The organism is Brenneria corticis (assembly GCF_003115855.1).
GTDB lineage: Bacteria > Pseudomonadota > Gammaproteobacteria > Enterobacterales > Enterobacteriaceae > Brenneria > Brenneria corticis.
The window spans coordinates 41374-66313 of sequence record NZ_KZ819084.1 but is presented as its reverse complement, the minus strand read 5'-3'; the positions used below and the strand labels follow the sequence as shown (position 1 = coordinate 66313).

Below are 24940 nucleotides of genomic sequence, written 5' to 3'. Positions count from 1 at the left end.
CCCGGTTCAGCCAATCTCGTCGACCGCCACCCAGCGCGACGCCTGATGCGATAAGACAATGGCATCCAGCACCCGCGAGACCTTCCATCCTTCGGCGAAATCCGGCCACAGCGGCAGCTCGGCGGCGATGCCGTCGATCAGGTCGCGCACCTCCACCGTCTTTTGATCGTTAAAACCAATGCCGTGACCGGCGCCGGCGCAGAATGCCGCATAGTCCGGGTGCTGCGGCCCCAGCAGCAAGGTGCGGAAGCCCTGGCGGTTTGCCGGGTCGTCCTGCCGGTACAGTTTCAGTTCCGCCATTCTTTCCTGGGTAAAACTCAGGGCGCCTTTGCTGCCGGTGACCACGTAGGTCAGTCCCATTTTGCGGCCGCAGGCGACGCGGGACGTCTCCAGCACGCCGCGCGCGCCATTGGCGAAACGCACCATGGCGTGCGCCTGGTCCTCGTTCTCCACCCGCACCAGCTCGTCGCTGCCGGACCTGGCCGGGCGCTGCGGAATCACCGTCTGCATATCGCCGCATACGCCGGCGATCTCCCCCACCAGGTAGTGCGCCATATTGACGATGTGCGCCGCCAGATCCCCCAGCGCGCCGAGGCCGGCGGTCCGCTTAAAGCAGTGCCAGTCCGCCGGCGTGCGCGGGTCGGCCAGATAATCTTCGTTATGGGCGCCGTAAAAATGGATCACCTCGCCGATTTCCCCGCCGGCGATAATCTCTTTCGCCAGGCTGGCGGCGGGGTTTTTCATATAATTGAACCCGACCAGGGTTTTCACCCCCGCCCGTCTGGCGGCCTCCGCCATCTCGCGGGCGTCGGCGGCGTTGAGCGCCAGCGGCTTCTCGGCGTAAACGTGCTTGCCGTGGCGAATAGCCGCCAGCGCCATCTCATGGTGCAAAAAATTGGGGGAACAGATATCCACCACGTCGATGTCCGGATCGGCCACCAGTTCGCGCCAGTCGGCGGCGGCGCGTAAAAATCCCAGCTCCCGCGCCCGCCTGGCGGCCAGCTCCGGGGACGCCTCCGCCAGCGCCGCCTTCACCAGCCGTCCTTGCAGGGCGAACACCACGGGCGCCTGCGCATAGGCGACGGCGTGGGCGCGACCGATGTAGCCGGATCCGATCAATCCAATACGTACCTGTTTCATATCCGCCTCTCAGGGGAAAGCGCTTCCCCGCAAACACCCGTCAGATGGCGCCGCGCCGGCTCTTGGCATAGGTGTCGAACGCCACCGCCAGCACGATGATCAGACCGGTGATGATTTGCTGGTAGTAGGCCGAAACGTTCATCAGCACCAGCCCGTTGATCAGAATCCCCATGATGATCGAGCCGATGATGGTGCCGCCGATGCGCCCGTAGCCGCCCATCAGCGAGGTGCCGCCAATCACCACCGAGGCGATAACCCGCAGCTCGAAGGTGATCCCCGCCACCGCTTCCGCGCTGCCCAGCCGCGCGCTGAGAATAAATCCCGCCAGCCCGGCCAGACAGCCGATCACCACATATACGCTGACCAGCACCCGCTGCACGTTGACCCCGGCCAGGCGGGCCGCTTCGATATTGCCGCCGATGGCGTAGACAAAGCGTCCCCAGCGGGTTTTATGCAGCGCCAGATACCCCGCCAGCGCCACCAGGGCGAAGATCCAGATGGGGATGGAAATCCCCAGCAGCGTTCCCCGCCCCCACCAGCGATAGCCGGGATCGAACCCGGCGATGGGGGCGCCGTCGTTAATCACCAGCGTCAGCCCGCGCCAGATGGTCATACCGCCCAGCGTGACGATAAACGGCGGCAGACGCAGACGGGTCACCCCCAGCCCGTGCAGCAGCCCGATCACCGTTCCCACCGTCAGGCAGATCGCCAGCCCGACCAGCCAGCTCATGCCATACCAGGCGTCCGCATCGACGGTGGTGAAATTATCCCCTTTGATTACCGAGGCGGCGGTCATGGCGCACACCGCCAGAATGGAGCCCACCGACAGGTCGATGCCGGCGGTGAGGATCACGAAGGTCATCCCCACGGCCATGATGCCGTAGATGGAAACCTCGGTAAGAATGTTGGTGATATTGCGTTCGCTCAGAAAGTTGCTGTTCTGCGACTGAAAGAAAATCAGCAGAAGAATCATGAAGATAAACACGCCAAAGCGTTCAAAAAACGCAATGGGGTCAAAACGTCCGCGGTTGCCGGACGGGGCGCGGGTATTGGAAAGCGGCTGCGACATGAGTAACCTCCGTTATGCTGCGTGTAAGGCGTCGTGACAGATGGCCATCATGGTCATCAGTTTCTCTTCCGTAGCGTCATCGCCGTGTATTTCCCCGCTCACCCGGCCTTCGCTAAGGGTGATGATCCGGTCCGAAATCGCCATGATTTCCGGCAGATCGGAGGAAATGACGATCACGGCCACCCCCTGGCCGGCCATATCGAACAACACCTGATGCACTTCAGACTTGGTGCCGACGTCAATGCCGCGCGTCGGCTCGTCAACGATCAATACCTTGGGATTAAGGGCCATGCAGCGGGCCAGAATGACTTTCTGCTGATTGCCGCCGGAAAGCTTGCGCACCTCCTGCTGGCTGTCGACCATCTTGATATGCAACGCCTGACGATAGGTTTCGATTAGCTGGTCTTCCTTGCGGGTATTGACGAATCCGCCCCAGTGCAGCAGCGAAGAGAGACTGGAGAGCGAAATATTGTCGCGGATGGGCAACCCCAGCACCGCTCCCTCTTTTTTGCGATCTTCCGGCACCAGCGCAATGCCCTGCGCCAGCGCATGCCGCGGGTCGATGGGATGGTAAGGCCGGCCGTCGAGAATAAATTCGCCCGCCGCAAACGTATCGGCGCCGAACAGGCAGCGGGCGATCTCGGTGCGCCCCGCCCCCACCAGTCCGGCGATGCCCAGCACTTCCCCGGCATGGACCTGAAAGCTGATGTCCTTCAGGGCGATGCCGTGCGCGTCCAGCGGCGGCTTCTCGCGCGTCAATCCCTTTACCGAAAGGCGCACCGGTTTGTCCTGATGGTGGGTGGCGGTCGCCGGACGCCGGTTGAATACCACGTCGCGTCCGACCATCATGCGGATAATCTCCTTGACGTTGATATCCGCCACGTTGCCCGAACCGGTATAGCGTCCGTCCTGCAACACGGTGAAACGATCGCAGAGCTGAAACACCTCATGCAGGCGATGCGTCACATAAATAACGCTGACGCCGCGCCCTTTCAGTTCGCGCACCACGCGGTGCAGGCTCTCCACTTCGCTGTCGCTGAGCGCCGCGGAGGGCTCATCCATCACGATCAGCCGGGCGTTGAGCGTCAGCGCCCTGGCGATCTCCACCATCTGCTGTTGCGCCACGCTTAGCCGCGCCACCTGGGTCGTCGGGGCGATATTCAGTTGCAGATAGTCCAGAACGGCTTTGGCCTCCTCGTTCACCGCCGCCGCGTCGACCAACAGACCGCCGCGCCGCGGTTCGCGGCCGAGAAACATGTTTTCCGCCACGCTCATATTCGGCAGCAGGTTAAATTCCTGGTAAATGGTCACAATGCCCTGGTTCTGCCGCTCCACCGGCGTGTCCTGCACCGACAGCGCCCGGCCGTCGAACCAGATATCGCCGCTGGTCTGCGGCTGCGCGCCCGCCAGCGCTTTCAGCAGCGTCGATTTACCCGCGCCGTTTTCCCCCAGCAGGGCATGGATCTCCCCCGGCAGCACCGTCAGCTGTACTTTGCTCAACGCCCATACGCCGGAAAAACTCTTGGCCAGATCGGTAACGTTCAGTAAGGGTTCTGTCATCGCCATCCTCCTTGCTTCAGGCCGCCCGCGGACGGCCTGCTGTATACCGGTGGTTTACTTGCCGGCTTCACCGATGCGCTCCGCATCATTCAGGTTATCTTTGGTGATCATCGTCGGCTGATAGTCGGCCCCGGTGATGGGCGCCTGGTTACGGATATTGTTGGTCAACTGGGTCAAGGCGGTGGTGACGGCATAGCCCGGACGCTGGTCGGCGGTCACCGCCAGCCAGCCGTCGCGCACGCGGGCCAGCGCTTCCGGCACGGCGTCAAAACCCGTCACCACTACCTCGCCGGGCTTCAGCCCCTGCCCCTGCAACGCTTCAATCGCCCCCAACGCCATATCGTCATTGGCGGAGAGGATCACCTGCGGGCGCTTGGGCAACGACGGCAGCACGCTCTCCACAATCCGCATCCCTTCGGAGCGCATCCAGTTGCCGGTTTGATCGGCGACGATCTTGTACTTGTCGCCTCCTTCCTTCAGGCTTTCGCGAATTCCCTGGGTACGTTCGATATTCGAGGAGGAGCCCGGCTGCCCGGTGAGCAGCACGATGTCGGCGCCGTCCGGGAAGCGCGCTTTCACATATTCGGCGATGGCCCGGCCGCCCTGGTAGTTATTGGCGCCGAAATGCGGCACCGGCACGTCGGTTTTCACCGAGCGATCCAGGGTGACCACCGGCAGCTCCGCCTGCTGTATTTCGGTGACGGCGCTGGAGACCGCATTGACATCGTTGGGAGAGACCACAAATCCCTTTGCGCCGCGGGTGATGGCATTTTCCAGGTCGGCGGCCTGTTTCGGAGAGCTGCCCTGGCTGTCGAGCACCTGCAGGTTCACCTCCAGATCCCTGGCGGCTTTGACCGCCGTACGCTGCATATGCACCTCAAACGGCATGGCGAGGTTGGGAGTACTGAAAACGATCGGCTCGTTTTTGGCCTGAGCGAACCCGGCCAGGCCGAGCGCCAGGAAGAGAGCGGTAACGTTGGTTAGCTTTTTCATGGTCTGTTCTCTGCATGGTTATGGTGTAGGGGTGTTGATTGCAGGTAAGGTTACAGCCTGATTTCTTTGCCCTGAGCCAGCGACTCAAAGGCTTTATCCGCCAGATAGAGCGCCCGTTCGCCGTCGGCGCCGCTGCACTCCGGCGGCACGCGCCCATTGAGCACCGCAACAAAATGCGACCACTCGGCGGCATAGGCCTCGCGGTAGCGTTGCAAAAAGAAATATTCGGGTTTCGCCGCCAGACAGCCGTCGTCGGTCCATTGCTGCACCGCGTTTTCACGGATATTGCCCGCGCTCAGCACGCCTTTGGCGCCGTGCAATTCAAGGCGCTGGTCGTAGCCGTAACCGGAACGGCGGCTGTTGACGATGGTCGCCATGGCGCCCGAGGCAAATTTCAGCACCACAAACGCCGTATCGATATCGCCCTCTTTGCCGATCGCCGGATCGACCAGATTACTGCCCTGGGCAAATACCGACACCGGTTCTTCGCCCATGATGAAGCGCGCCATATCGAAATCGTGGATGGTCATGTCGCGGAACAGGCCGCCGGATACGCGCACATACTCCGCCGGCGGCGGCAGCGGGTCGCGGGAGATGATCAGCAACGACTCCGCCTTGCCGATCCGCCCTTCCGCGGCCAGCGTTTTGACGCGCCGGAACTGGGGGTCGTAGCGGCGGTTAAAGCCGATAAACAGCGGCACCTGCTGCTGCTCCACCACCGTCAGGCAATCACGGACGCGGGCGATATCCAGATGGACCGGTTTTTCACAGAAGATGGCCTTGCCGCTTTTCGCGGCCAGCTCAATCAGGTCGGCGTGGGTATCCGTCGCCGAAGCGATCAGCACCGCGTCCACCGCAGGGTCGCTCATCACGGCTTCCACCGTCTGGATGCCGGCGTGATATTTATCGGCTAACGCTTTGGCATTTTGCACATTGGGATCGACCACGGCATAAAGGCGGGTTTCCGGATGTTGCGTAATGTTCACCGCATGGACCTGGCCGATACGGCCGGCACCCAATAAGGCAATGTTAAACATAGATGCTCCCCTGATACCTGAGTATCTCGTGCATGGTTAGGTGTGGGCAGGAAGGCGGGAAGATACGGCATGACCCATGCCCTCCATCGTGCTTTTTTACCGCTAACGCTGATGTGTGAAATTAAAGCAAATAAAACATTTATTTCAATTTTAAAGAAACTGGAAATTATGTTTTTGAGCACCAGTTAACATTTTCTTGACACGCGAGGGTGTTTTTGTAATCAAAATCACACAATAGTTGAGAGAAAAAAACAAAAAGAGGCGATAAAGCGCGCAACATGCAAGGAAGTGGATAAAACGTGGAATCAATGAAAATGAAACATATGTTTCAAAAAAAATAATTACACTGCCAACGATTGCTGACAGTGTAAGGGCCGTGGTCATCCCCGAATGCCCTCCGTCACGTCATGCCCGCGAAAGCGGGCATCTCAGGCGACACCGAGTCGTCTGGTAGGGCAGATCCCCGCCTGCGCGGGGATGACGGGGATGTCTGCGCGAACGGCGGGGGACATCCGTGCCCCCCTCCGTCATGCCCGCGAAAGCGGGCATCTCAGGCGACACCGAGTCGTCTGGTAGGGCAGATCCCCGCCTGCGCGGGGATGACGGGGATATCTGCGCGAACGACGGGGGATATCCGCGCCCCCCTCCGTCATGCCCGCGAAAGCGGGCATCTCAGGCGACACCGAGTCGTCTGGTAGGGCAGATCCCCGCCTGCGCGGGGATGACGGGGATGTCTGAGTGTAACTACGATCGGAACGCTTAATACTGCCGCGCCGAGGCCAGCTTCCTGCGGATCTGCGCCGCCGCCTCCTCAATCTCCGGGGAGTCGGCCACCTGCGCCGTGCCGGTGCGCCACCAGGCGTCGTAACCGTGGGTCATGGTTTTGGGCAGGACTTTAATGTCCAGCAGCGTCGGCCCCGGATGTTCCCGCGACGCCGCCAGCGCCTGCAACAGCGACGCTTCGTCGTGCACCCGCCACGCCCGGCAACCGTAGCTTTCGGCGTTTTTGGCGAAATCCACCGCCACCAGCGGGCCGTTCAGCAAGCCCGATTCCGCGCTGCGCCGGCGATTCTCGGTACAGAAGCTGCCCATTCCCTGGCTTATTTGCAGGTTGTTGATACAGCCAAACCCGGCGTTGTCGAACAGCAGCACGGTTACCTTTATTCCCTCCTGCACCGCGGTCTGCAACTCGGTATGCAGCATCAGATACGAGCCGTCCCCCGCCATCGCATACACCGGCCGATGCGGGGCGGCCAGACGCGCGCCGACCGCCGCCGCGATCTCATACCCCATACAGGAGTAGCCATACTCCAGATGGTAGCCGTCCGGCGTTTTTACCTGCCACAGGCGCTGCAGGTCGCCCGGCAGCGAACCGGCGGCGCCGACGACAATGGCGTCGTCCTCCAGCTCTTGATTCAGCAGCCCCAATACCCTGGTCTGCGTCAGATGGGTGCCGAGCGCCGCCCGGTATTCATCCAGCTCGCTCTCCAGCCGGTCGGCGACCTCCGGCACAAACCTCCCTTCGTCGCGCGTCGCGCCCAGGCGCCGCAGCTCCGCCTCCCAGGCGGTCCGCGCCGCGTCGATTTCCTGGCGATAGCGGCTACGGTAGCCCTCCGCCGCCAGACGTTGCGACAACAGCTGCAACCCCACGCGCGCATCGGCAATCAGCGGGACGGCATCCAGCTTCAGCGCATCGAACTCGGCGACGTTAAGCAGCAGAAACTCCACCTCGGGATGCTGGAACAGCGATTTTGAGGCGGTGGTAAAGTCGGTCAAGCGCGTGCCGACGCCGATAACCAGATCCGCTTCCCGCGCCAGCTGATTTGCCGCCAGCCCGCCGGTGACCCCGATGCCGCCGCAATTCAGCGGATGGGATGAGACTATCGCCCCTTTACCCGCCTGCGTTTCCCCGAAAGGAATGGCGAACCGCTCGGCAAATTGCTGCAACGCCTGGTACGCCCCGGAATAACGCACGCCCCCGCCGCAAATCAGCAGCGGCCGCCCTTTGCGGCGGATCAGCTCCACGGCCTCTTCCAGCCGGACGGGGTCGGGCGGACGACGCTCAAGATGATGGACCCGCTTGCGGAAAAACGAGGCCGGATAATCCCAGGCCTCGCCCTGTACGTCCTGAGGCAGGCACAGCGTTACCGCGCCGGTATCGGCGGGATCGGTAAGCACCCGCATGGCATTGATCAGCGCGCTCATCAACTGTTCCGGCCGGTTGATGCGATCCCAGTAGCGGGACACCGGTTTGAAGCAGTCGTTGGTGCTGACGGAAACGTCATGGTACTGCTCGACCTGCTGCAGGACCGGGTCCGGCTGGCGGCAGGCGAACAGATCCCCCGGCAACAGCAGCAGCGGGATGCGGTTTGCCGTGGCGGTCGCCGCCGCCGTCACCATATTCGCCGCCCCCGGCCCCACCGACGAGGTCACCGCGTAGATTTTGCGGCGCTTATGCTGCTTGGCGAAACCGATGGCGATATGCGCCATCCCCTGCTCGCTGCATCCCTGATGCACCCGGAGATGTCCGGCGTCCTGTTCCAGCGCCTGACCGATGCCCAGCACGTTGCCGTGGCCGAAAATGGTCATCACGCCCTGCACAAAAGGCGCTTCCTCGCCATCCACGCTGATATATTGCTGATTGAGAAAGCGAACCAGCGCCTGCGCCATCGTCATTCGTTGCGTATCCATCATTTTGCTCCCGCAAAGAAAGTAAGCCGGAGTCACTCCAGCGTCGGCATAATAAAACTGCTGGCGTGCTGCTCCAGACGAACGCTGGCCGGCCAACGGCTGGTAACGGTTTTCATCCGGGTATAAAAGCGTACGCCGTCGTTGCCGTGTACGTTCAGCGGCCCGAAGATGGAGCGTTTCCAGCCGCCAAAGCTGTGGAACGCCATCGGAACCGGGATCGGCACGTTAATGCCCACCATGCCGGCCTGCACATCCTCGCTGAACTGGCGGGCGGTCTCGCCGTCGCGGGTGAAAATCGCCGTGCCGTTGCCGTATTCGTGGCTGTTGATCAGCGTCAGCGCCGTCTGGTAGTCCGGCACTCTGACCACCGACAGCACCGGACCGAAAATCTCTTCACGATAAATTTTCATCTCCGGCGTAACGCCGTCAAACAGCGTCGGGCCGATAAAATACCCCTGGTGATGACCGTTCACCGCCAGCGCGCGGCCGTCCACCCGCAGCGCCGCCCCCTGATCCACGCCGCTTTGAATATAGTCGGCGATTTTAGCCTTATGCTGGGCGCTGATTACCGGCCCCATTTCGTTTTCCTCTCCTTCAACCAGGCCCGGCCCCACGCGCATAGCGGCGATCTGTTTTTCCAGCCGACGGCACAGCGCCTCCGCGCTATCATCCCCCACCGCCACCACCACCGACAGCGCCATGCAACGCTCGCCCGCCGCGCCATAGGCGGCGCCCATAATGGCGCTGGCGGCCATCTCCATGTCGGCGTCGGGCATCAGGATGCAGTGGTTCTTCGCCCCGCCCAGCGCCTGACATCGCTTACCGTGCGCGCTGGCGGTTTGATAGATATATTCCGCCACCGGAGTCGAACCGACAAAACTCACCGCCTGTACGCGAGGGTCGGTCAACAGCGCGTCCACCGCCTCCTTGTCGCCCTGAACCACGTTGAATACCCCGTCCGGCAGGCCGGCCTCTTTCAGCAGTTGCGCCAGCAGCAACGACAGAGAAGGATCCTTTTCGGAAGGTTTGAGGACGAAGGTGTTGCCGGCGGCCAACGCGATAGGGAACATCCACATCGGCACCATCGCCGGGAAATTGAACGGCGTGATGCCGGCGCACACCCCCAGCGGCTGCATCAGCGAGTGGCTGTCGACGCCGCTTCCCACATTGGCGGAATGTTCGCCTTTTTGCAGATGCGGAATGCCGCAGGCGAACTCCACCACTTCCAGCCCGCGGGTGATTTCGCCCACCGCATCGGAATAGACCTTGCCGTGCTCCTGGGATATCTGCCGTGCCAGCGTATCCATATTTTCTTCCAGCAGCGCCTTAAAGCGGAAAATAATGCGCGCGCGGCGCAGCGGCGAGAACTTGGACCATGCCGGGAACGCCGCCGCAGCGGCGCCGATCGCCTGCTTCACTTCCTCGGCGCCGCTCATGGCGACCTGACGAATCTGTTCGCCCGTGGCCGGGTTATAAACCGGGGCAACACGTTGACTGCGGCTGGGGGTCACGGCCCCGGAAATGAAGTTGGATACGGTTTCCATGTTTATACCTCGATGGGTTTCAAGAAGGACAAATCGCGGATGTCGGCTTACAGTATATGAAATAAACATTCCATTTTATTTAAAAACAAAATAAATATTGATTATTGTGATCTGCTGCGGATTTTTATGTAAACTTGAAGTCTCGGGTTTGGATTAGATATAGAGATGCGTTCCATCCGCAAACGGCCGCCTGGCATTGAACCGTACGTTCTATTTCCACCGCCGCGAATGAAAAATACGTTTGAAATAACAGGGTAACTTACTAGAATCGAGCAAGAAGAGCCTATTTGGGATAGGTCTCGGGAGAATATTACATATGCCCATGGCGACCAACCTGAGAGAGTTACAGGAACAGATCCGCGAGCGGTACGACAGGTTAAGTAAACGACTACAGCAGGTGGCGCGCTATGTGCTTGATAACACCAATAGCATCGCGTTCGATACCGTCGCGGTGATCGCTGAACGGGCGGAGGTTCCGCCTTCGACGCTGATCCGCTTTGCCAACGCCTTTGATTTCAGCGGATTCAACGAAATGAAACAGCTGTTCCGTATGAATCTGGTGGAAGAAACCGCCAGCTATACCGATCGGGCGCGGCTATTTCGCGCCATGGAAAACGAGTCGGTGCCGGAAACGCCGCGTGATATCCTGCACGAATTCGCCCGTTCAAACGCCCAGGCGATGCAGCAGCTGGCGGCCCGCACGCCGCAAGAGGATCTGCAAAAAGCCGTGGATTTGCTGGCCAATGCGCAAACGATATACGTGGTCGGGCTACGGCGTTCATTCAGCGTGGCGACCTATCTGACCTACGCGCTGAGCCATCTGGAAAGCAACCCGGTGCTGGTCAACGGTCTGGGGGGCATGTTCCGCGAACAGCTCAGCCGGGTGGATGAAAAAGATATTGTGGTTTCCATCAGCTTTTCGCCCTACTCGCAGGAAACCGTGATGGTCAGCGAAATGGCGGCCAAAGCCGGCGCCCGGCAGATTGTGATTACCGACAGCCAGATCAGCCCGCTGGCCACCCTTAGCGACGTCTGCTTTGTGGTCAAGGAAGCGCAGGTGGACGCGTTTCGTTCCCAATCCGCCACTCTGTGTCTGGTGCAGTCGCTGATGGTGTCGCTGGCTTATCGACAGGGCAACGGCGCGAAGCACGTGGAAGAAAACCCGCAGCGCAGTTTGCCCTGAGCCACCGTTCTCGGACATAGCGCATGTGGTTATGTCCGTTAAGGGGATATCGGCTAAACGGATATCCCCCGGTAAACGCGATCCCTTAAAAACCGTAGCGGATCGCATCCTTGCTTTGCTGCATAAGAGCATCGATTTTATTCGCATAGCGCTCGGCCCCACCGTTATCGCCCGACTGCGCACATGCGCGCCGCTTGGCGTTGTAGGCTTTCATCAGTTGGGCCTGGGCGAATCCCGGTTTGCCATAGCACGCCACGCTTTTTTCCCAACAGAGAATAGCGCCGTCGGCATCATTCTGTTCAAGCCGTTTTTCCCCCAGCGCATTCAGCGCATTGGCGCATTCCCGCGCGCTCAGCCCCTGTTGCAGAATCTCTTCTATCTCCGTGACCATATGCCCTCCCGTCGTGGTTAGTGGAAAAAGTTAAGAATATAACCAAATACCAGCCCGACGCTGATGACGTCCGAGTCGCTGAACGTCACGTTGGCCAAACCGTACTGCCCCAGCAGCGGTAGCAATAACGCGGGCAGCAGCGTAATAAACAGCCCGTGGAAAACCCCGCCGATAATGGCGCCGCGTCGCCCGCCCACTGCATTGGCGAAGATGCCCGCCGTACCGCCGGCGAAGAAGTTGGTCAACATGCCGGGCAAGATCATCGCCAGCCCGACGGTCGGGAACAGAAACATGCCAATCACCGCCCCGACGGTGGTGGAAATAAAACCGATAATCACCGCATTTGGCGCGTAGGGAAACAGCACCGGGCAGTCCAGCGCCGGTACCGCATTCGGTACGATGCGCAGAGCGATACCGCGGAACGCGGGAACGATTTCCGCCAGCAGCAGGCGCACACCGGCCAACAGCACATAGACGCCGACCACGAACTGGATCGACTGTATAAAGGTATAAACCAGGTAGTTAACGCCATCGGAGTAAGTCGCCACCACCTCAGGACCGGCGGCAATCGCCGGGATAATGTAAATGGGGATCATCACCACCATCATCGACAGGTAGGTATCCTGCAGAAAGGAGAAGGCCTGCGGCAATTCCAGATCTTCCGTGCTTTTGCTGGCGTCGCCGGTTATTTTCGCCACCCCGGCCTGTACCACATAGCCGATGGTGCAAAAATGTCCCAGCGCGATATCATCCCCGCCGGTAATCTTGCGTACGATAGGCTGCGCCAATGCGGGCATCAATACCGCCATCACGCCGGCGATAACTCCACCCAGCAGAATAAGCTCCGCGCCGCGCAGCCCGCCCATATAACCAATAACCGAGCATACCGTCGCCATCCACAGTGAAGCCTGCCCGGTTAAAAAGATATATTTATAACTGGTAAAACGCGCAATGGCGATATTAACAACAAAAGCAATCACCATAATCAATGCGGTTTCCCGCCCCAGCGTTTGCTGAGCTATACCGGCAATCGCGCCGACGTCGGTCACCACACCGCGCATATTGAACCCTTTCTGAAAAATATCCCCCAGAAATGTCAATGTACCGACGATGATATTGGCTCCGGCCAGCAATACCAAAAAACCCAACAACGTTTTTAATGTTCCGGTTATTACCTGACCCGGATTTTTCTTTAATGCAATCAACCCGATCATGGCGATTAATGATACCAATATTGAAGCCTGACCGAGCACATCATGAACAATAAAATTTAGGAAAGACATAATAGCCCCCTGTTTTATCTCACAGTAAACGGATAAATAAAAAAATTTAAAACTAAATAAGATAGCCTTTTTCTTTCAATATTGGCTCAAGCTTTATTTTTATCTCATTTTTATCAACAAGTCTTTTCAGATAAATAACGGTCGCATTTATGGTGTAATGCTGAAACTGCGATCGAAAATTCTCACCGGTCATAATAATATCTGCCCGCGAAGAGGTCGCGCTGGAGATATCACAATGCGATAAGTCGGCTTCAACACCCAGATCTTTCAGGGCTGACTCAATACTCATCTCACAGGCAAAACTACTGCCCAGCCCGGCCCCGCATACTGCAAGAATCGATAATTTTTTCATTACTATTTCCTCGGTTGATCGGCTGTCATTTGCGCGCCGTCATGCGCGGACCGTATGGCATATCCTTCTGATCACCTGCGGCAAACTGACGTTAACGACCGATCCTGGATATCGTTCGGAAGACCATACTGATCGGCGGGACAGCGATCCGCTCAAGGATTCAGAATGGGCGAATTATTTCCAATACCTCACGTTCATTTCCGGCGTTTTTTAGCCTGTCGATAGTCTTTTCCTCACCAAATAATGCTGAAAGGCTGGCGATCATTTCAATATGGGAATGGCTGTCAATAGCCGCCAGGGCAAAAATAACGTAGACAGGATCGTTATCCGGACTACCAAAGTTGACGCCTTCTGAAATAATCAGCAGCGAAAGCGCCGTTTTAATTACTCCATCTTCAGGTCGGGAGTGAGGCATGGCAATGCCTTCTCCCAGAACATAATAAGGGCCGATCTCTTCGTGCATCGCATAAATAGCGTTGAGATAATGCTCTTCAACCGAACCATTATCAATCATCGGTTGAACGGCCAGCTTAACCGCCTGCCGCCAATCATTAACGCTGGTTAATACTTTAAGATTGGTTTCATTAATCCAGTCAGTTAACATAGTTGTCCTTATCCATAACACATATGTTACCTAAATATACTTTCCGAATAATTTAAAAAACGTGATCCACTTTAATTATTTGGATCTGATTTTCTAAAACCACACTATAAAAACGCCAAATAAAAAATAATTAGATGAATAAGTCCGTGCTGACAATGAAAATCAATCAGTTGCTATTATTTATTCCTTGAGTACTCTTTAAGATATTTCCTAATATCATTTTTAGTGTGGGTTTTAATTAATATCAGATTCCGATAATGCCTCCTTAATCCATAGGGTTAATTTTTCAATATCCGCGAATCTTGTCTGATCGACAATAAACAGAGGACCTAATTTCATCGGTTCGGCCCGCTTAGCCAGTTCAATCAGCTCAGGGAGATACTCCGCGCCGGGGTGTCCGGGTAAACGCTCAGCCAAACGCACTTTATAACGCTGCGCGGCGAGTTCGCCGGGGATCTGACACCAGACTTCGGCGAGACGCGTCACCCCTGCTTCCGTCAGACAAGCCTGCAAGCGTTCCTTAGGCTGAAAACCAAACCAGGCATCAATAATAAACGTATTCCCGGGCGGCGCGTTGGCCACCAATGACCAGATAGCCTGGTAACTCGCGATGCCAAGCAGGCGGTTAAATTGGCGATCCACATTTGGAATATGTTGCAGAAACGGGTTTTTAATGCTGTCCAATGACAAAATCGGCCAGCCTGTCGCGGTCGCCAGCGCGTCGCTGATGCGGCTCTTCCCCGACGCGGGAATACCGTTAACCAGCACAACGCCTTTTCCACTCCGTTCCGCAAATGGTTTAGACATGATTCACCCGTTCAGATGTTTGCCGTTCACCCTGCCGGGGCTGGTGAAAATATTGGCCGATCACCGTCTGAATCTCTTTCAGTCGGGGAACCGCCAGCGCTTGCAGTTTTTCACGGGTTACCGTGCGATCCAACGAAATACAATCTTTCCACAGCGCCCGTCCGGCAATCACCCCCGACGCGCCATTGCGCATCGCATCCGCCACCTGGGTTAAAAAGGTGGCGTGATCGACCCCGGCCGAGAGTACCGCCCACGGCACCTCGCCGGCAAGCCTGGTGATCTCGGCACAGGCCTGCGCCGAACCGGGGTAAGGAATCTTCAGTACTTTCGCGCCGCATTGCAGCGAGATTTTGGCACCTTCATAGATCAGCGACGGAACCTTGCTGTGATACTCTTCATCCGTTTCATCTCTAAGCTGGTAGGTGAGAAATTCAACCACCAGCAAGAGATCTTCGCGGGCAAAATCCTCAATGCACTGGCGCAGAATAGCAATGTTGTGCGTATTCGCCTGCGGCCGGTCGGCACGCAGATAGACCATAATCTTACCGCCGTTGCCGCCGAGTTCCCGCACGCGACGGGCATTGATCCCCTCCACCAGCCGCGAGAGACGATAGCCCTCCTCAGAGAGGTCCCAGCCGGATGCATCAAGCCCGATCAGCAACGCGGTATCGCGCGCGATGATACCGTCATCCACCAGCTCTGGAACAGCACAAACCGGATCGACCAACACGCAGGAAGCCTGACTGGCAAGATAGCGGGTAATGTCCGCCTTGATCTCCCCTAACTGCCGCTCAGAAATTCCCGCCTGCCGATCGAGACTGGAGGAAAGCAGACTGCGCATCGCACCGCGCTGATCGCAGGCGATGACCAACATGGCGCCATTGCTACCACAGATTTGCTGATAACCCCGTAATTCGGACGTGGACATACGTGACATTGAGTTCTCCTCGGTGTGCATCTTCGTCGATGAAAAATAGCCTTAATGCCCGGCGTTGAACCCTTCAACATGCTGTCCTGTCAGGATTTTCAGCCGTGAGTACCGATTGCAATTTCACTGGTGTTGCGCAATAATTCTCCAATCGGCAAACTGAGTGTAATACATTGCAGAAAGGAATTTCAAGCTGAAAGAACATCTTTTACCAGACGTTGCGACAACGCGCGCGATGATGCATATGGTCGCGAAGCTGCACTACCAGTCAGATATGTCGCAGGTTGATATTGCGAAAAAGCTGGGCGTATCCACCGCTACCATTTCACGCCTGTTAAATAAGGCGCGGGCGGCCGGGATTGTGCGTATTGAGGTTATTGAACTCACCTCGCCGGAAGAGATCACCGCCGATCTAATCCAGCATCTGGGGCTGAAAAACGCAGCCGTGGTTGAACCTCCGCCAACCAACGTGCTTGGCGCGCTGGCGACCCCGCTTGCCGGTTTATTGCAGCAGGCGGATATCTCCGCGGGCGCCATCATAGGCATTGGCTGGGGACGCGCGGTCAGGGAGGTCACTCTGGCCGGAATGCCTGCTCTGCCAGGCGTGCTGACCGTGGCGCTGAACGGCGGCATGCAGCAGGCGGCGGCGCATTTTCAAATCAATGAGTTTGTTCGCCAGGCGGCGGAACAGATGGGAGGAACGCCGCATTTCCTGCATGCGCCTTATATCTCGTCAGCTGAACTGCGCGATGCATTCCTCTGCGACCCCAGCGTTCAGCAGATCGCCTCGCTGTGGGATAAGCTCGATGTGGCGATTGTCGGCGTTGGCCTGACCCACGCGCCTCATCCTTCAGAAGTCACCACTGCGACACCGGATGAGCAGGCTTTAAGCCAGGCGGCGGGCGACGTATTGCGCCATTACGTCACCGAATCGGGCGAGATCCTACACTGGGAAGGGGAAGACCGCATGATTGCCGCGTCTCCGCAGCAATTGCGCCGCACGCCCCTCAGCATTGGCGTTGCCGCCACGCCGGAAAAGGCTGCCGGGATTATCGGCGCAGTACGATCGGGAATGATTAATGCGCTGGTCACCGATGTAAAAACCGCTCAGGCGATTCTGGATCGGCTGTTGGTGGAAGAATAACGGCGTAATGCACGATTCAGCGCATTACGCCGCCTTAACCTACGGATATCAGCCGGCAATAAATAACCGCCGCGGAGCCTGGGTCAAGCGGACATGCCCCTGCTGCGTAATGGCGATGGTTTCGCTGAACGCCAGCCCCTCGGCATAGATATACATATGAAAAACCATTCCGGCTTTCAGGCGCCACTGCGCATTGGGTAAAAAGACGCGGCTGAAATCGCTGGTACGGGGCGTGGAAAGCGGATAATAGCCCAGGGTATATCCCGTAATACCGACGTAATCCTCCCGCAGTCCGGCGGCCAGCACGGCGTTGCGCGCCAGCGCATCTATATCCTTAGCCACGGCGCCCGGCCGCATGGCTGCGAACTGGGCGTCCTGAATGGCGATCAGCTGCTGCGCTATCTCCTGCTGCCGGGGCGATGCCCGACCGATAATCGCCGGACGCATCAGTCGGGCGCTGTAACCATGCAGAACAGGTAATAATTCCATATGGACAATATCTTCCGCCGCCAAGGGCCGGTGATGCAAATTGCCGTGCAAAAAACTGTTCCCCACGCCGGTGGTGATAATACCGTAACGGCCTGAGTCCAACCCATGCTGCATAAACACCTGATGAACGATAGTCGCCGCATCGCGTTCGGTTTTCCCTATGCTTAAACCAGCGACAGCGGCGGACAGCGCGAGATCCCCGACTCTGGCCGCCTCGGCGATATAGCCAATTTCCCGTTCTGTTTTGCACTCCCGCAATTGCTCCAGAACGCCGGAAAAATCGCGCAAAGGCCGGGAAGGGAAACGGCTTTGCAGGCGATTAAAGCGCGCCACCGTCATACAATAAGAGTCAAAATCCACGCCAATATTCTGTTTATTCCAGCCGCGCTCGACAATCGTGCCGATAATCACTTCTATGGGATCTTGCCAGTCGGCAAAGGTTACAGTATCCGTTATCCAGCTATTTTCCTGAAAGGTATGCTCATCCATCGCCCGGTATATCATTACCGCATCGCCCTCCAGCGGTAATAAACAGGCGCGATACATATTTTCGGAAATGCTGAATCCGGTCAGATAAAATAAAAACTCCGTCTGATCAACCAATAGCAGACCGATATCTTTATCCCGCATATAAGCGCGTATTTTTTCTACCCGTTGTCGATATTCCTGCCGTGTAAAAACCAGCGTTTCATCACTCTTCATTTTATTTCTCCCCGGGAAATATTCACAATGTCGCTATCGTTGTTTTGTTAGCCAATTCGCCGTCAGTAGCGTGATTATGGTAATCAGAACCAGTAATACGCTCACCGCCGCAATGGTCGGATCGAGCTGGAATTGCACGCTGTTCCATATGCGCACGGACAGTGTCTGCGCTTCATTACCCGCCATAAACATGGCGATTAACAATTCGTCAAAAGAGCTGAGAAAAGAGAAAATCGCGGCTGATATCATGCCGGGCGCCGCCAGTGGAAAAGTAATGCGCCGAAACACGGTGAAGTTGCCGGCGCCGAGGCTCATCGCCGAATACTCAAGCTGGCTGTCTATGCCCTGTAAGGTGGAGGAGATAATAATCGTCGCAATAGGTAATGAAATAATGGTATGGCCGATAATAATCGCACTGATGCTATTAAATATATCGACAGAGGAAAAGAAAAAGAACAATGAGAGCGCCGCGATAATATTAGGGACGATCAACGGCAGCAAAACCAGCACATAGATAATCTTCTTCCCGCTAAAGCGGTAGCGAACCAATGCCAGCGCCAGCAGCAGGCTTAATAGCATCGCCAGCAAAGTTGACATAATGGCGATGCGAAAACTCAGCCACAACGAATCCAGCCAGGCTGAATCGGTCAGCACTTTTTCCACCCAGCGCAGAGAAAATCCTCCGGGGGGAAACGTCAAATAGGCCGACGGACTCAACGCCAAAGGGAAAATAATAATAATGGGCAACGCCAGAAATAACAGCACCAATAGCGCCATGATCAGCGAAAACAGCCCCGGTCTGCCGGTATTCATCGTTTTGCCTCAAACAGCTGTTCCAGACCAATAAGCCGCTGATAAAGCCAGAATAACGCTAGCGTAACGATCAGTAATACCGAGGAGAGCGCGGAGCCGAATCCCCAGTCGAAATAGGTCTCTATCTGGCTTTCAATCACCATCGAAATCATTGTCTGCTGCGGACCGCCCATCAGCGCAGGGGTAATGAAAAAGCCAAGCGACAGAATGAATACCAGCAACCCGCCCGCAGCGACGCCCGGTAAAGAGAGGGGAACAATAATTCGCCAAAAAGCGCGGCGGCGTGAAGCGCCCAGGCTTTCCGCCGCGCTCAGCAAACCAAGATCAATGCCGCGCATCACGCTGTAAAGCGCCAGAATCATATAAGGCAGCAGGATATAGGTCATACCGATAAGTACCCCCGTTGAGGTATACATCAGTTTTAGCGGCTCGGTGATTAGCCCCGCGACGATCAACAGCTGGTTCACGATGCCTTCCGCCCCCAGCAGCACCATCCAGGCATAGGTGCGCACCAGCACGCTGGTAAAATAAGGAATAATCACCACAATCAGAAAGATATTCGCCGTGCGCGGTTTCAGCGTCGCCAGCACCCAGGCCAACGGATAGCCCAGCAGCAGCGTGCTCAACGTTACCCACAGGGATATGCGCAGGGTGATCCACAAAACGTTTATCCAGACGGGCTCATGGATAATGCGCAGGTAGTGTCGCCAGGTAAAATCCGGGCTGTAGAGGCTGACGCTTAGCATGTTGAGCAGCGGGTAGAGAAAGAACGCCAGCAGCGCCAGCAACGACGGCGCCAACAGCAGCCAGGGCTTCCAGCTTCTTCGCTCCGGCAGAGAGAGGTTCATTGCCGTTGCTCCCCGGCGATGAGCCACAGGCTTTCCGGCTGCCAGCCGAGGGAAACGACCATTCCAGGGATTATCGCCTTTTCCAGATCGATGTTCTGGGCCTGAACCAGCAGCGCCGTGCCATCATTAAGCCGTACGGTCACTTTCACCGTATGCCCCAGATACAGTACATCGCTTATCACGGCGTTTAACGGCAGTTGATCCTCCGCCGCCAGACGAATTTTCTCCGGTCGTAATACCGCCAACACGCGCTGCCCGTATGACAGATGCTTGACGCCCCGCCCGCTTATCCGTTCGCCGCTGTCCAGCCTGAGGTCATATCCAGCGGCATTCACACCGTCGATATAACCGCCAATAAAATTGGATTGCCCGATAAATTCGGCGACCCAGCGGCTTTGCGGCTGTTCGTATAAGGATTGCGGCGTGTCTATTTGCGCAATCCGTCCGTCTTGCATCACCGCAATACGATCGGATAGCGTAAGCGCCTCCTCCTGATCGTGGGTAACAAACAGCACCGTGGAACCGCTTGAGGTATGCAGACGTTTCAGTTCCAGTTGCATATGCTCACGCAGTTTTTTGTCCAGCGCCCCCAGCGGTTCATCCATTAGCAGAGCCTGAGGCTCAAAAATCAGCGCCCTTGCCAGAGCAACCCGCTGTTGCTGCCCGCCGGATAGCTCGCGCGGCAGCCGGTGGCCTTTATCGGCCAGTTGCACCATCTCCAGCGCATCCGCCACTTTTTGCCTGATAACGTTCCCCGCGGCGCCGCGCATTTCCAGCGGAAAAGCCAGATTGCGGAAAACCGAGAGATGGGGAAATAAGGCGTAGTTCTGAAACACCACGCCCAGGTTCCGTTTGGCGGGAGGAAGATGCGTCACATCCCTACCGCCGATCAGGATCCGCCCTTTGCTGGGGGCGGTAAAACCGCCGACCATCATCAGCGTGGTGGTTTTTCCCGATCCGCTGGCCCCCAGCAGAGTGACAAACTCCCCGGGTTCAACGGTCAGATTCAGATTATCTACTGCGGCCGTGTGGCCAAAACGCCGGGTCAGCCCTTCCAGATGAAGCTCCGCTCCCGCTTTCAATTGGCCGGAGCGAAGCGATAGATTGGCAACACTCATTAAGCCTGACCCAAAATCCAGGGCTGCCACACTTTCCCCACACGTTCCAGATTATCCGACCACCACTGCGCATCCTGCACAAAGGTGTCTGCAAAATAGGCCGGGTTCGAGGGCAGTTTCGCCCGATCTTCAGGGCGGACGAAATCAAAGGCTTTTTTATTGGTCGGGCCATAGGCGATATACTGGGTAAGTTTGGCCTGAACCTCTGGCTGTAAGGCAAAGTCGATAAGCAGCTGGGCATTTTCCGGATTCGGCGCGCCTTTGACCACGCTCCAGTATTGCACCTGCTGTTTTGCCTGGTTCCACTCAATCGCCAGCGGCGCGCCTTGATCAATCAATGCCTGCGCTCTGCCATTCCACAGCGCGCCCAATACCGCGTCTTTGCGCTCCAGCAACTGCGCGGAGACCGCACCGGTGTCCCACCACTTTGAAACATTGGGCTTAATTTTATTTAAGGAGGCGAAAGCACGGTCGATATCGATAGGGTAAAGCTGCGATTTATCCACACCGTCGGCCAGCAGGGCAAATTCCAATTCCACAGAACCGGAACGCATATCCGCTAACGTCCGCGGGCCGGGGAAGCGTTTCACATCCCAGAACTCCGCCCAGCTTTTAGGGTGAGACCCGGCGCTGAAAACATCGGTGTTGTAGGCGATAACGGTGGCAAATAACAGATTGCCAATCATATTCGGATGACGAAGTTCCGGCAAAATATCATCCGGGTTACAGAATTTCATCGCCGAATAATCAATGGGGGCTAATGCTCCGGCTTTATCCAGGTTAATTTGTGCGATATCCGCTAAATCAAGAACATCAATACTTACCTGTCCAGATTTTACCATTGCCAGTATTTGCGCCGCCGTGGATGGCTGAATCTTTACATTAATTCCCGTAGCGGCAGTAAAGGGCTTATAAACTGCGATCTCCATCGCCTCCTGATAAGCGCCGCCCAGCCCCCGAACGATCACTTCCTGACCACCTTTGGCAAACACCAAAGGCACAGAGAAAGCGCCAAGAGCGACCCCGGCGCTGATAATAGAACTTTGTTTTATTAAACGACGACGTGCCGTATCTATACTGTCTGCCATTAAGTCCTGAATGGCAGACAGGCTCTCTCCTTTTGTATTACTCATACTCATTTTCCTTTGCAATTAGATAACGAAAACAACTCCTCTCTGGCATCAATGATATATTAAAAGTAGATACTATTTTTTATTTAATATTTTATTTATAAGTGTTTCCCTGGTGTTGTCATTTTTCCAATGACCGAGCAATTCCCAAGCCTTATCTGATTCCTGTAGTTTTTCTCTTACTTCTTCCGTATTCCGCACCACCATTTGTGACATTAACCAGTCAGCCATAATCAGCGTACCAATCTGCGACCACCAAGCCACCGGTGACGTGTTGCGTGCAATATAAAGCACTTCATCTGATTCACGTACTAAGGGTGAAGTCGACCGATCGGTCAGCGCAACGATATAGGCTCCTTGAATACGAGCAAGATGCATCATATCAATGGTATAAGGGATATACCGTTCATAACCGATGCCGATAAAAGCATCCTCGGCGCTAACGTTCCTGATACGATCGGCCACATCACCATGCCCAATATCAAATATCTCCGCATTTTTCAGCACGTTAAGCTGCATTGCCAGATAAGCGGCCATTGCATGCGTCGTACCGTGCGCCGTAACCCAAATCCGCCTGGCTGACACCAATTTGTCGGCAATGCGAGCGACGGTTTCTGACGGATTTAGCGCCGCAGTTTCATTGATTAACAAACCGGCATTGCTAAACACCTGCTCTTTTAATTCAGACTCGCTAGACGGCATTGGCGCCCATTGGAATGTCCCGCTAGCCCCTGTCCGCTCAATCAGCGCCTCTCCCAAATCTTCACGCAGATGCGCATAACCGCGATATCCCAACGCCCGGGAGAATCTTACTACCGCGGCGTCACTGACATTAATGGCGCCTGCCAACTGCCTGGCCGTCATAAAGGCGACTCGTTCTTTGTTTCTTTCAATATAACGAGCAATAAGCTGTTGCGCCGGAGTAAGACTTGAAAAACGATCACTAACCAATGCTGAGAAATTCATAAACCGTCCTGAATGATTCAGTTACTACAGTAAAGTGCAAACATGTTGTGTTTGCAACAATAAAATTAACTTTTTTGATGGATAAGGCAAAATATCATAAAAATCAATAATATAATATCAGTGTAAATATTCCTAAGCAAAACAATAAATAACCAGGGTGACTATATGTATAGGAGATTAATAGTTTCTTTGATATGAAAATCAATTGCGTCGCTAATATATAAATTAATAATACATTTCCTTATTAACTATTTATTCCGCTATCTGATAACAGCAGACAGTGAAGATGGCGCCTCCCATATAGCGTAGATGAATAACGCCAATCGACGATAAAAAACTTGCGGGAGAAAAAAACGCCGCTGGCGGCGGCCCGCCAGGGCGGAAGACAGGATGTTCTCCGTAACTATGTCGGCAGAACAATATGGCTGTCCGCCAGCTGTCCCATATTGTTATGCATCGCACAGGCCGCATCGATCAGATGCATGGCGATCGCCGCGCCGCTGCCTTCGCCGAGCCGCATGCCCAATTGCAGATAGGGTTCCAGTTGCAGATGACGCAGCGCGATTAGCGCGCCTTTTTCCGCGGAGAGATGGGAAGGGATCAGATAGTCACGCGCCTGCGGGGCGATACGGCAGGCGGCCAGCGCCGAGGCATAGGAGAGGAAGCCGTCCAGCACCACCGGCAGCCCGGACGCCGCCGCGCCCAGCATAACGCCCGCCATGCCCACCAGATCGAAACCGCCGATTTTTGCCAGCACGTCAATGCCGTCATGGGCGTTGGGCTGGTTAATGGTGATGGCGTCACGCACCACGGCCACTTTATGATGCAGTCGGTGATCGGGGAAATTGGCGCCGATGCCGACCACCCGTTGCGGATCGTTATCGGTCAATACGCTGATTATCGCCGCCGCCGGCGTGGTGTTCGCCATTCCCAGCTCGCCGACGCCAAACACCCGTACGCCCTCGGCCGCCTGCCGCATGGCCAACCGGGCGCAGTCGAGCAGCAAAGCTTCCGCCTGCGCCCGCGTCATCGCCGCGCCGCGGCGAATATTGCCGCTGCCGCGCTGTACCTTCATATTCACCACGCCCGGAATGGGATCGCCGTCAATGCCGACATCCACCACCTTGACTTCCGCGCCGGCGTTCGCCGCCAGCACGCACACGCCGGTAATGCCCTTGACCATATTGGCCGCCTGAATCGCCGTCACCGCGCGCGGCGAAATCGCCACCCCTTCGTGATAAACGCCGTGATCGGCGGCCATCACCATAATCTGTTTGCGGGCGACCTGATGCCCGGACAACCCGCGCATACCGGCGAGCTGGATAGCCAGTTGCTCCAGCCGGCCGAGGCTGCCCAAAGGCTTCAATAGGCCGTCAATCCTGACCGCCGCGCGGTTTATGGCGTCGCCGTCAAGCGGCGTAATTGCCTTAACCAGCTGTGAAAGAGGGTGTTGCGGGGAGAGTTGCATACTATTTTCTCGTTATTCAGTCTGCCATTGGGAGCGATGATTAAATGCCCGCAGCGTGACAAAGCCATCCTGCACGTCCAGCACGCTGTAGGCGCCTTGTTCAAAGGGAAAGTGCCACATCGCGGCGGGAGGCATTTTCAGCCACGTCGCCAGCAGCAGGCTTAGTACCCCCTGATGCGCGACAATCAGCTGATTATCCCCGGTTTTCTGCGTCAGCAATGTCTGCGCTACATGTTCCACCCGTTTTGCAAACGCCGGGAAAGACTCGCCGCCTGTGGGGCTCGCCTGTTGCCAGTCCGCCACCCAGGCCGCCCAGCCGTCCGTGTCCTCATGCTGCAAGTCGCGATGATGACGCATTTCCCAGTCGCCAAAATGCATCTCGTTCAGCGCGGCATCAGCCGCGGCCGCGATCTCCCGCGACGCCAGCACAATGGCGGCGGTATGCTTCGCCCGCAGCAACGCGCTGCTGACGGCGGACGAAAAAATAACTTCGTCCAGCCAGGCTGATACCCGCCGCGCCTGCTCCACGCCGCTATCCGTCAGCGCGATATCCGTCGAGCCGCAAAATACCCCGCTGAGGTTCGCCTCGGTCTGACCGTGTCTGACCAGAAATAGCCGCATCTTTTCCCCTTAATGTTTCGTCTGTCGCCGGTTTGCTCGCGGTGACGGATTTTCCGCGG

At 56.6% G+C, this 24940-nt stretch carries 23 protein-coding genes; 2 read left to right on the top strand and 21 right to left on the bottom strand.

The genetic code is table 11. From position 1 onward, the window contains the following. Nucleotides 1–6 precede the first annotated feature (6 nt). The 7 genes from DDT56_RS15500 to DDT56_RS15470 all read right to left on the bottom strand — a co-directional run bounded on the left by DDT56_RS15500 (nucleotide 7) and on the right by DDT56_RS15470 (nucleotide 10034). Nucleotides 7–1140, bottom strand: coding sequence for a Gfo/Idh/MocA family protein (locus DDT56_RS15500; protein WP_136167337.1), 1134 nt, complete (start codon nucleotides 1138–1140; stop codon nucleotides 7–9). A 40-nt stretch (nucleotides 1141–1180) separates the two neighbouring features. Further along, nucleotides 1181–2209 (bottom strand): ABC transporter permease, encoded by a 1029-nt coding sequence (locus tag DDT56_RS15495; protein ID WP_136167336.1) that lies wholly within the window; start codon nucleotides 2207–2209, stop codon nucleotides 1181–1183. Between the two features lie 12 nt (nucleotides 2210–2221). Then, the gene (locus DDT56_RS15490; protein WP_136167335.1) at nucleotides 2222–3769 is read right to left on the bottom strand and encodes a sugar ABC transporter ATP-binding protein; all 1548 of its coding nucleotides are present in this window, start codon (nucleotides 3767–3769) and stop codon (nucleotides 2222–2224) included. A gap of 54 nt (nucleotides 3770–3823) precedes the next feature. Continuing rightward, nucleotides 3824–4762, bottom strand: a complete 939-nt coding sequence (locus tag DDT56_RS15485) for a substrate-binding domain-containing protein (RefSeq protein WP_136167334.1) — start codon at nucleotides 4760–4762, stop codon at nucleotides 3824–3826. Nucleotides 4763–4812: 50 nt separating this feature from the next. Then, nucleotides 4813–5799, bottom strand: coding sequence for an inositol 2-dehydrogenase (iolG, locus tag DDT56_RS15480; protein ID WP_136167333.1), 987 nt, complete (start codon nucleotides 5797–5799; stop codon nucleotides 4813–4815). A gap of 759 nt (nucleotides 5800–6558) precedes the next feature. After that, on the bottom strand, nucleotides 6559–8490 hold the full coding sequence (gene iolD, locus DDT56_RS15475; protein ID WP_136167420.1) for a 3D-(3,5/4)-trihydroxycyclohexane-1,2-dione acylhydrolase (decyclizing): 1932 nt from the start codon (nucleotides 8488–8490) through the stop codon (nucleotides 6559–6561). Nucleotides 8491–8522: 32 nt separating this feature from the next. Next, complete coding sequence (locus tag DDT56_RS15470) at nucleotides 8523–10034, bottom strand: CoA-acylating methylmalonate-semialdehyde dehydrogenase (RefSeq protein WP_136167332.1); 1512 nt, start codon at nucleotides 10032–10034, stop codon at nucleotides 8523–8525. Nucleotides 10035–10350: 316 nt separating this feature from the next. Between DDT56_RS15470 and DDT56_RS15465 the strand changes: the two genes are divergently transcribed. Continuing rightward, nucleotides 10351–11217, top strand: coding sequence for a MurR/RpiR family transcriptional regulator (locus DDT56_RS15465; RefSeq protein WP_136167331.1), 867 nt, complete (start codon nucleotides 10351–10353; stop codon nucleotides 11215–11217). An 85-nt stretch (nucleotides 11218–11302) separates the two neighbouring features. On the opposite strand, the gene DDT56_RS15460 is transcribed toward DDT56_RS15465, so the two are convergent. The 6 genes from DDT56_RS15460 to DDT56_RS15435 form a co-directional block, all read right to left on the bottom strand. Next, the gene (locus tag DDT56_RS15460; protein WP_136167330.1) at nucleotides 11303–11608 is read right to left on the bottom strand and encodes a hypothetical protein; all 306 of its coding nucleotides are present in this window, start codon (nucleotides 11606–11608) and stop codon (nucleotides 11303–11305) included. Between the two features lie 17 nt (nucleotides 11609–11625). After that, nucleotides 11626–12891, bottom strand: coding sequence for a PTS sugar transporter subunit IIC (locus DDT56_RS15455; RefSeq protein ID WP_136167329.1), 1266 nt, complete (start codon nucleotides 12889–12891; stop codon nucleotides 11626–11628). Between the two features lie 52 nt (nucleotides 12892–12943). Beyond that, complete coding sequence (locus tag DDT56_RS15450) at nucleotides 12944–13243, bottom strand: PTS sugar transporter subunit IIB (protein ID WP_136167328.1); 300 nt, start codon at nucleotides 13241–13243, stop codon at nucleotides 12944–12946. A gap of 160 nt (nucleotides 13244–13403) precedes the next feature. Next, on the bottom strand, nucleotides 13404–13847 hold the full coding sequence (locus DDT56_RS15445; protein WP_136167327.1) for a PTS sugar transporter subunit IIA: 444 nt from the start codon (nucleotides 13845–13847) through the stop codon (nucleotides 13404–13406). A 234-nt stretch (nucleotides 13848–14081) separates the two neighbouring features. Then, nucleotides 14082–14654, bottom strand: a complete 573-nt coding sequence (locus tag DDT56_RS15440) for a P-loop nucleotide/nucleoside kinase family protein (RefSeq protein ID WP_136167326.1) — start codon at nucleotides 14652–14654, stop codon at nucleotides 14082–14084. Then, nucleotides 14647–15591 (bottom strand): tagatose-bisphosphate aldolase, encoded by a 945-nt coding sequence (locus DDT56_RS15435; protein ID WP_136167325.1) that lies wholly within the window; start codon nucleotides 15589–15591, stop codon nucleotides 14647–14649. The genes DDT56_RS15440 and DDT56_RS15435 overlap by 8 nt, the downstream gene beginning before the upstream one ends. 226 nt (nucleotides 15592–15817) lie before the next feature. On the opposite strand from DDT56_RS15435, the gene DDT56_RS15430 reads away from it, so the two are divergent. Then, entirely contained in the window at nucleotides 15818–16726 is a 909-nt protein-coding gene (locus DDT56_RS15430) for a sugar-binding transcriptional regulator (RefSeq protein ID WP_246856794.1), read from the top strand. A 48-nt stretch (nucleotides 16727–16774) separates the two neighbouring features. Here the strand turns inward: DDT56_RS15430 and DDT56_RS15425 are convergent, their stop codons facing one another. The 8 genes from DDT56_RS15425 to DDT56_RS15390 form a co-directional block, all read right to left on the bottom strand. Beyond that, nucleotides 16775–17917, bottom strand: coding sequence for a M24 family metallopeptidase (locus tag DDT56_RS15425; RefSeq protein WP_136167324.1), 1143 nt, complete (start codon nucleotides 17915–17917; stop codon nucleotides 16775–16777). 33 nt (nucleotides 17918–17950) lie between these two features. Continuing rightward, nucleotides 17951–18730, bottom strand: a complete 780-nt coding sequence (locus DDT56_RS15420; RefSeq protein ID WP_136167323.1) for an ABC transporter permease — start codon at nucleotides 18728–18730, stop codon at nucleotides 17951–17953. Then, nucleotides 18727–19578 (bottom strand): ABC transporter permease, encoded by an 852-nt coding sequence (locus DDT56_RS15415; protein ID WP_136167322.1) that lies wholly within the window; start codon nucleotides 19576–19578, stop codon nucleotides 18727–18729. The genes DDT56_RS15420 and DDT56_RS15415 overlap by 4 nt, the downstream gene beginning before the upstream one ends. After that, nucleotides 19575–20696 carry an ABC transporter ATP-binding protein gene (locus DDT56_RS15410; RefSeq protein ID WP_136167321.1) on the bottom strand — a complete coding sequence of 374 codons (1122 nt, stop codon included), beginning with the start codon at nucleotides 20694–20696 and terminating at the stop codon, nucleotides 19575–19577. Before DDT56_RS15410 ends, DDT56_RS15415 begins: the two co-directional genes overlap by 4 nt. Continuing rightward, on the bottom strand, nucleotides 20696–21847 hold the full coding sequence (locus tag DDT56_RS15405; protein WP_246856793.1) for an ABC transporter substrate-binding protein: 1152 nt from the start codon (nucleotides 21845–21847) through the stop codon (nucleotides 20696–20698). The genes DDT56_RS15410 and DDT56_RS15405 overlap by 1 nt, the downstream gene beginning before the upstream one ends. Nucleotides 21848–21901: 54 nt before the next feature. Then, nucleotides 21902–22792: a MurR/RpiR family transcriptional regulator gene (locus DDT56_RS15400; RefSeq protein WP_136167320.1), complete on the bottom strand. Its 891-nt coding sequence runs from the start codon at nucleotides 22790–22792 to the stop codon at nucleotides 21902–21904. Nucleotides 22793–23195: 403 nt separating this feature from the next. After that, a complete protein-coding gene (cobT, locus tag DDT56_RS15395; RefSeq protein WP_136167319.1) occupies nucleotides 23196–24260 on the bottom strand; it encodes a nicotinate-nucleotide--dimethylbenzimidazole phosphoribosyltransferase in 1065 nt (354 codons plus the stop codon). Between the two features lie 12 nt (nucleotides 24261–24272). Then, entirely contained in the window at nucleotides 24273–24881 is a 609-nt protein-coding gene (locus tag DDT56_RS15390; protein WP_136167318.1) for an adenosylcobalamin/alpha-ribazole phosphatase, read from the bottom strand. Nucleotides 24882–24940: the final 59 nt, after the last annotated feature.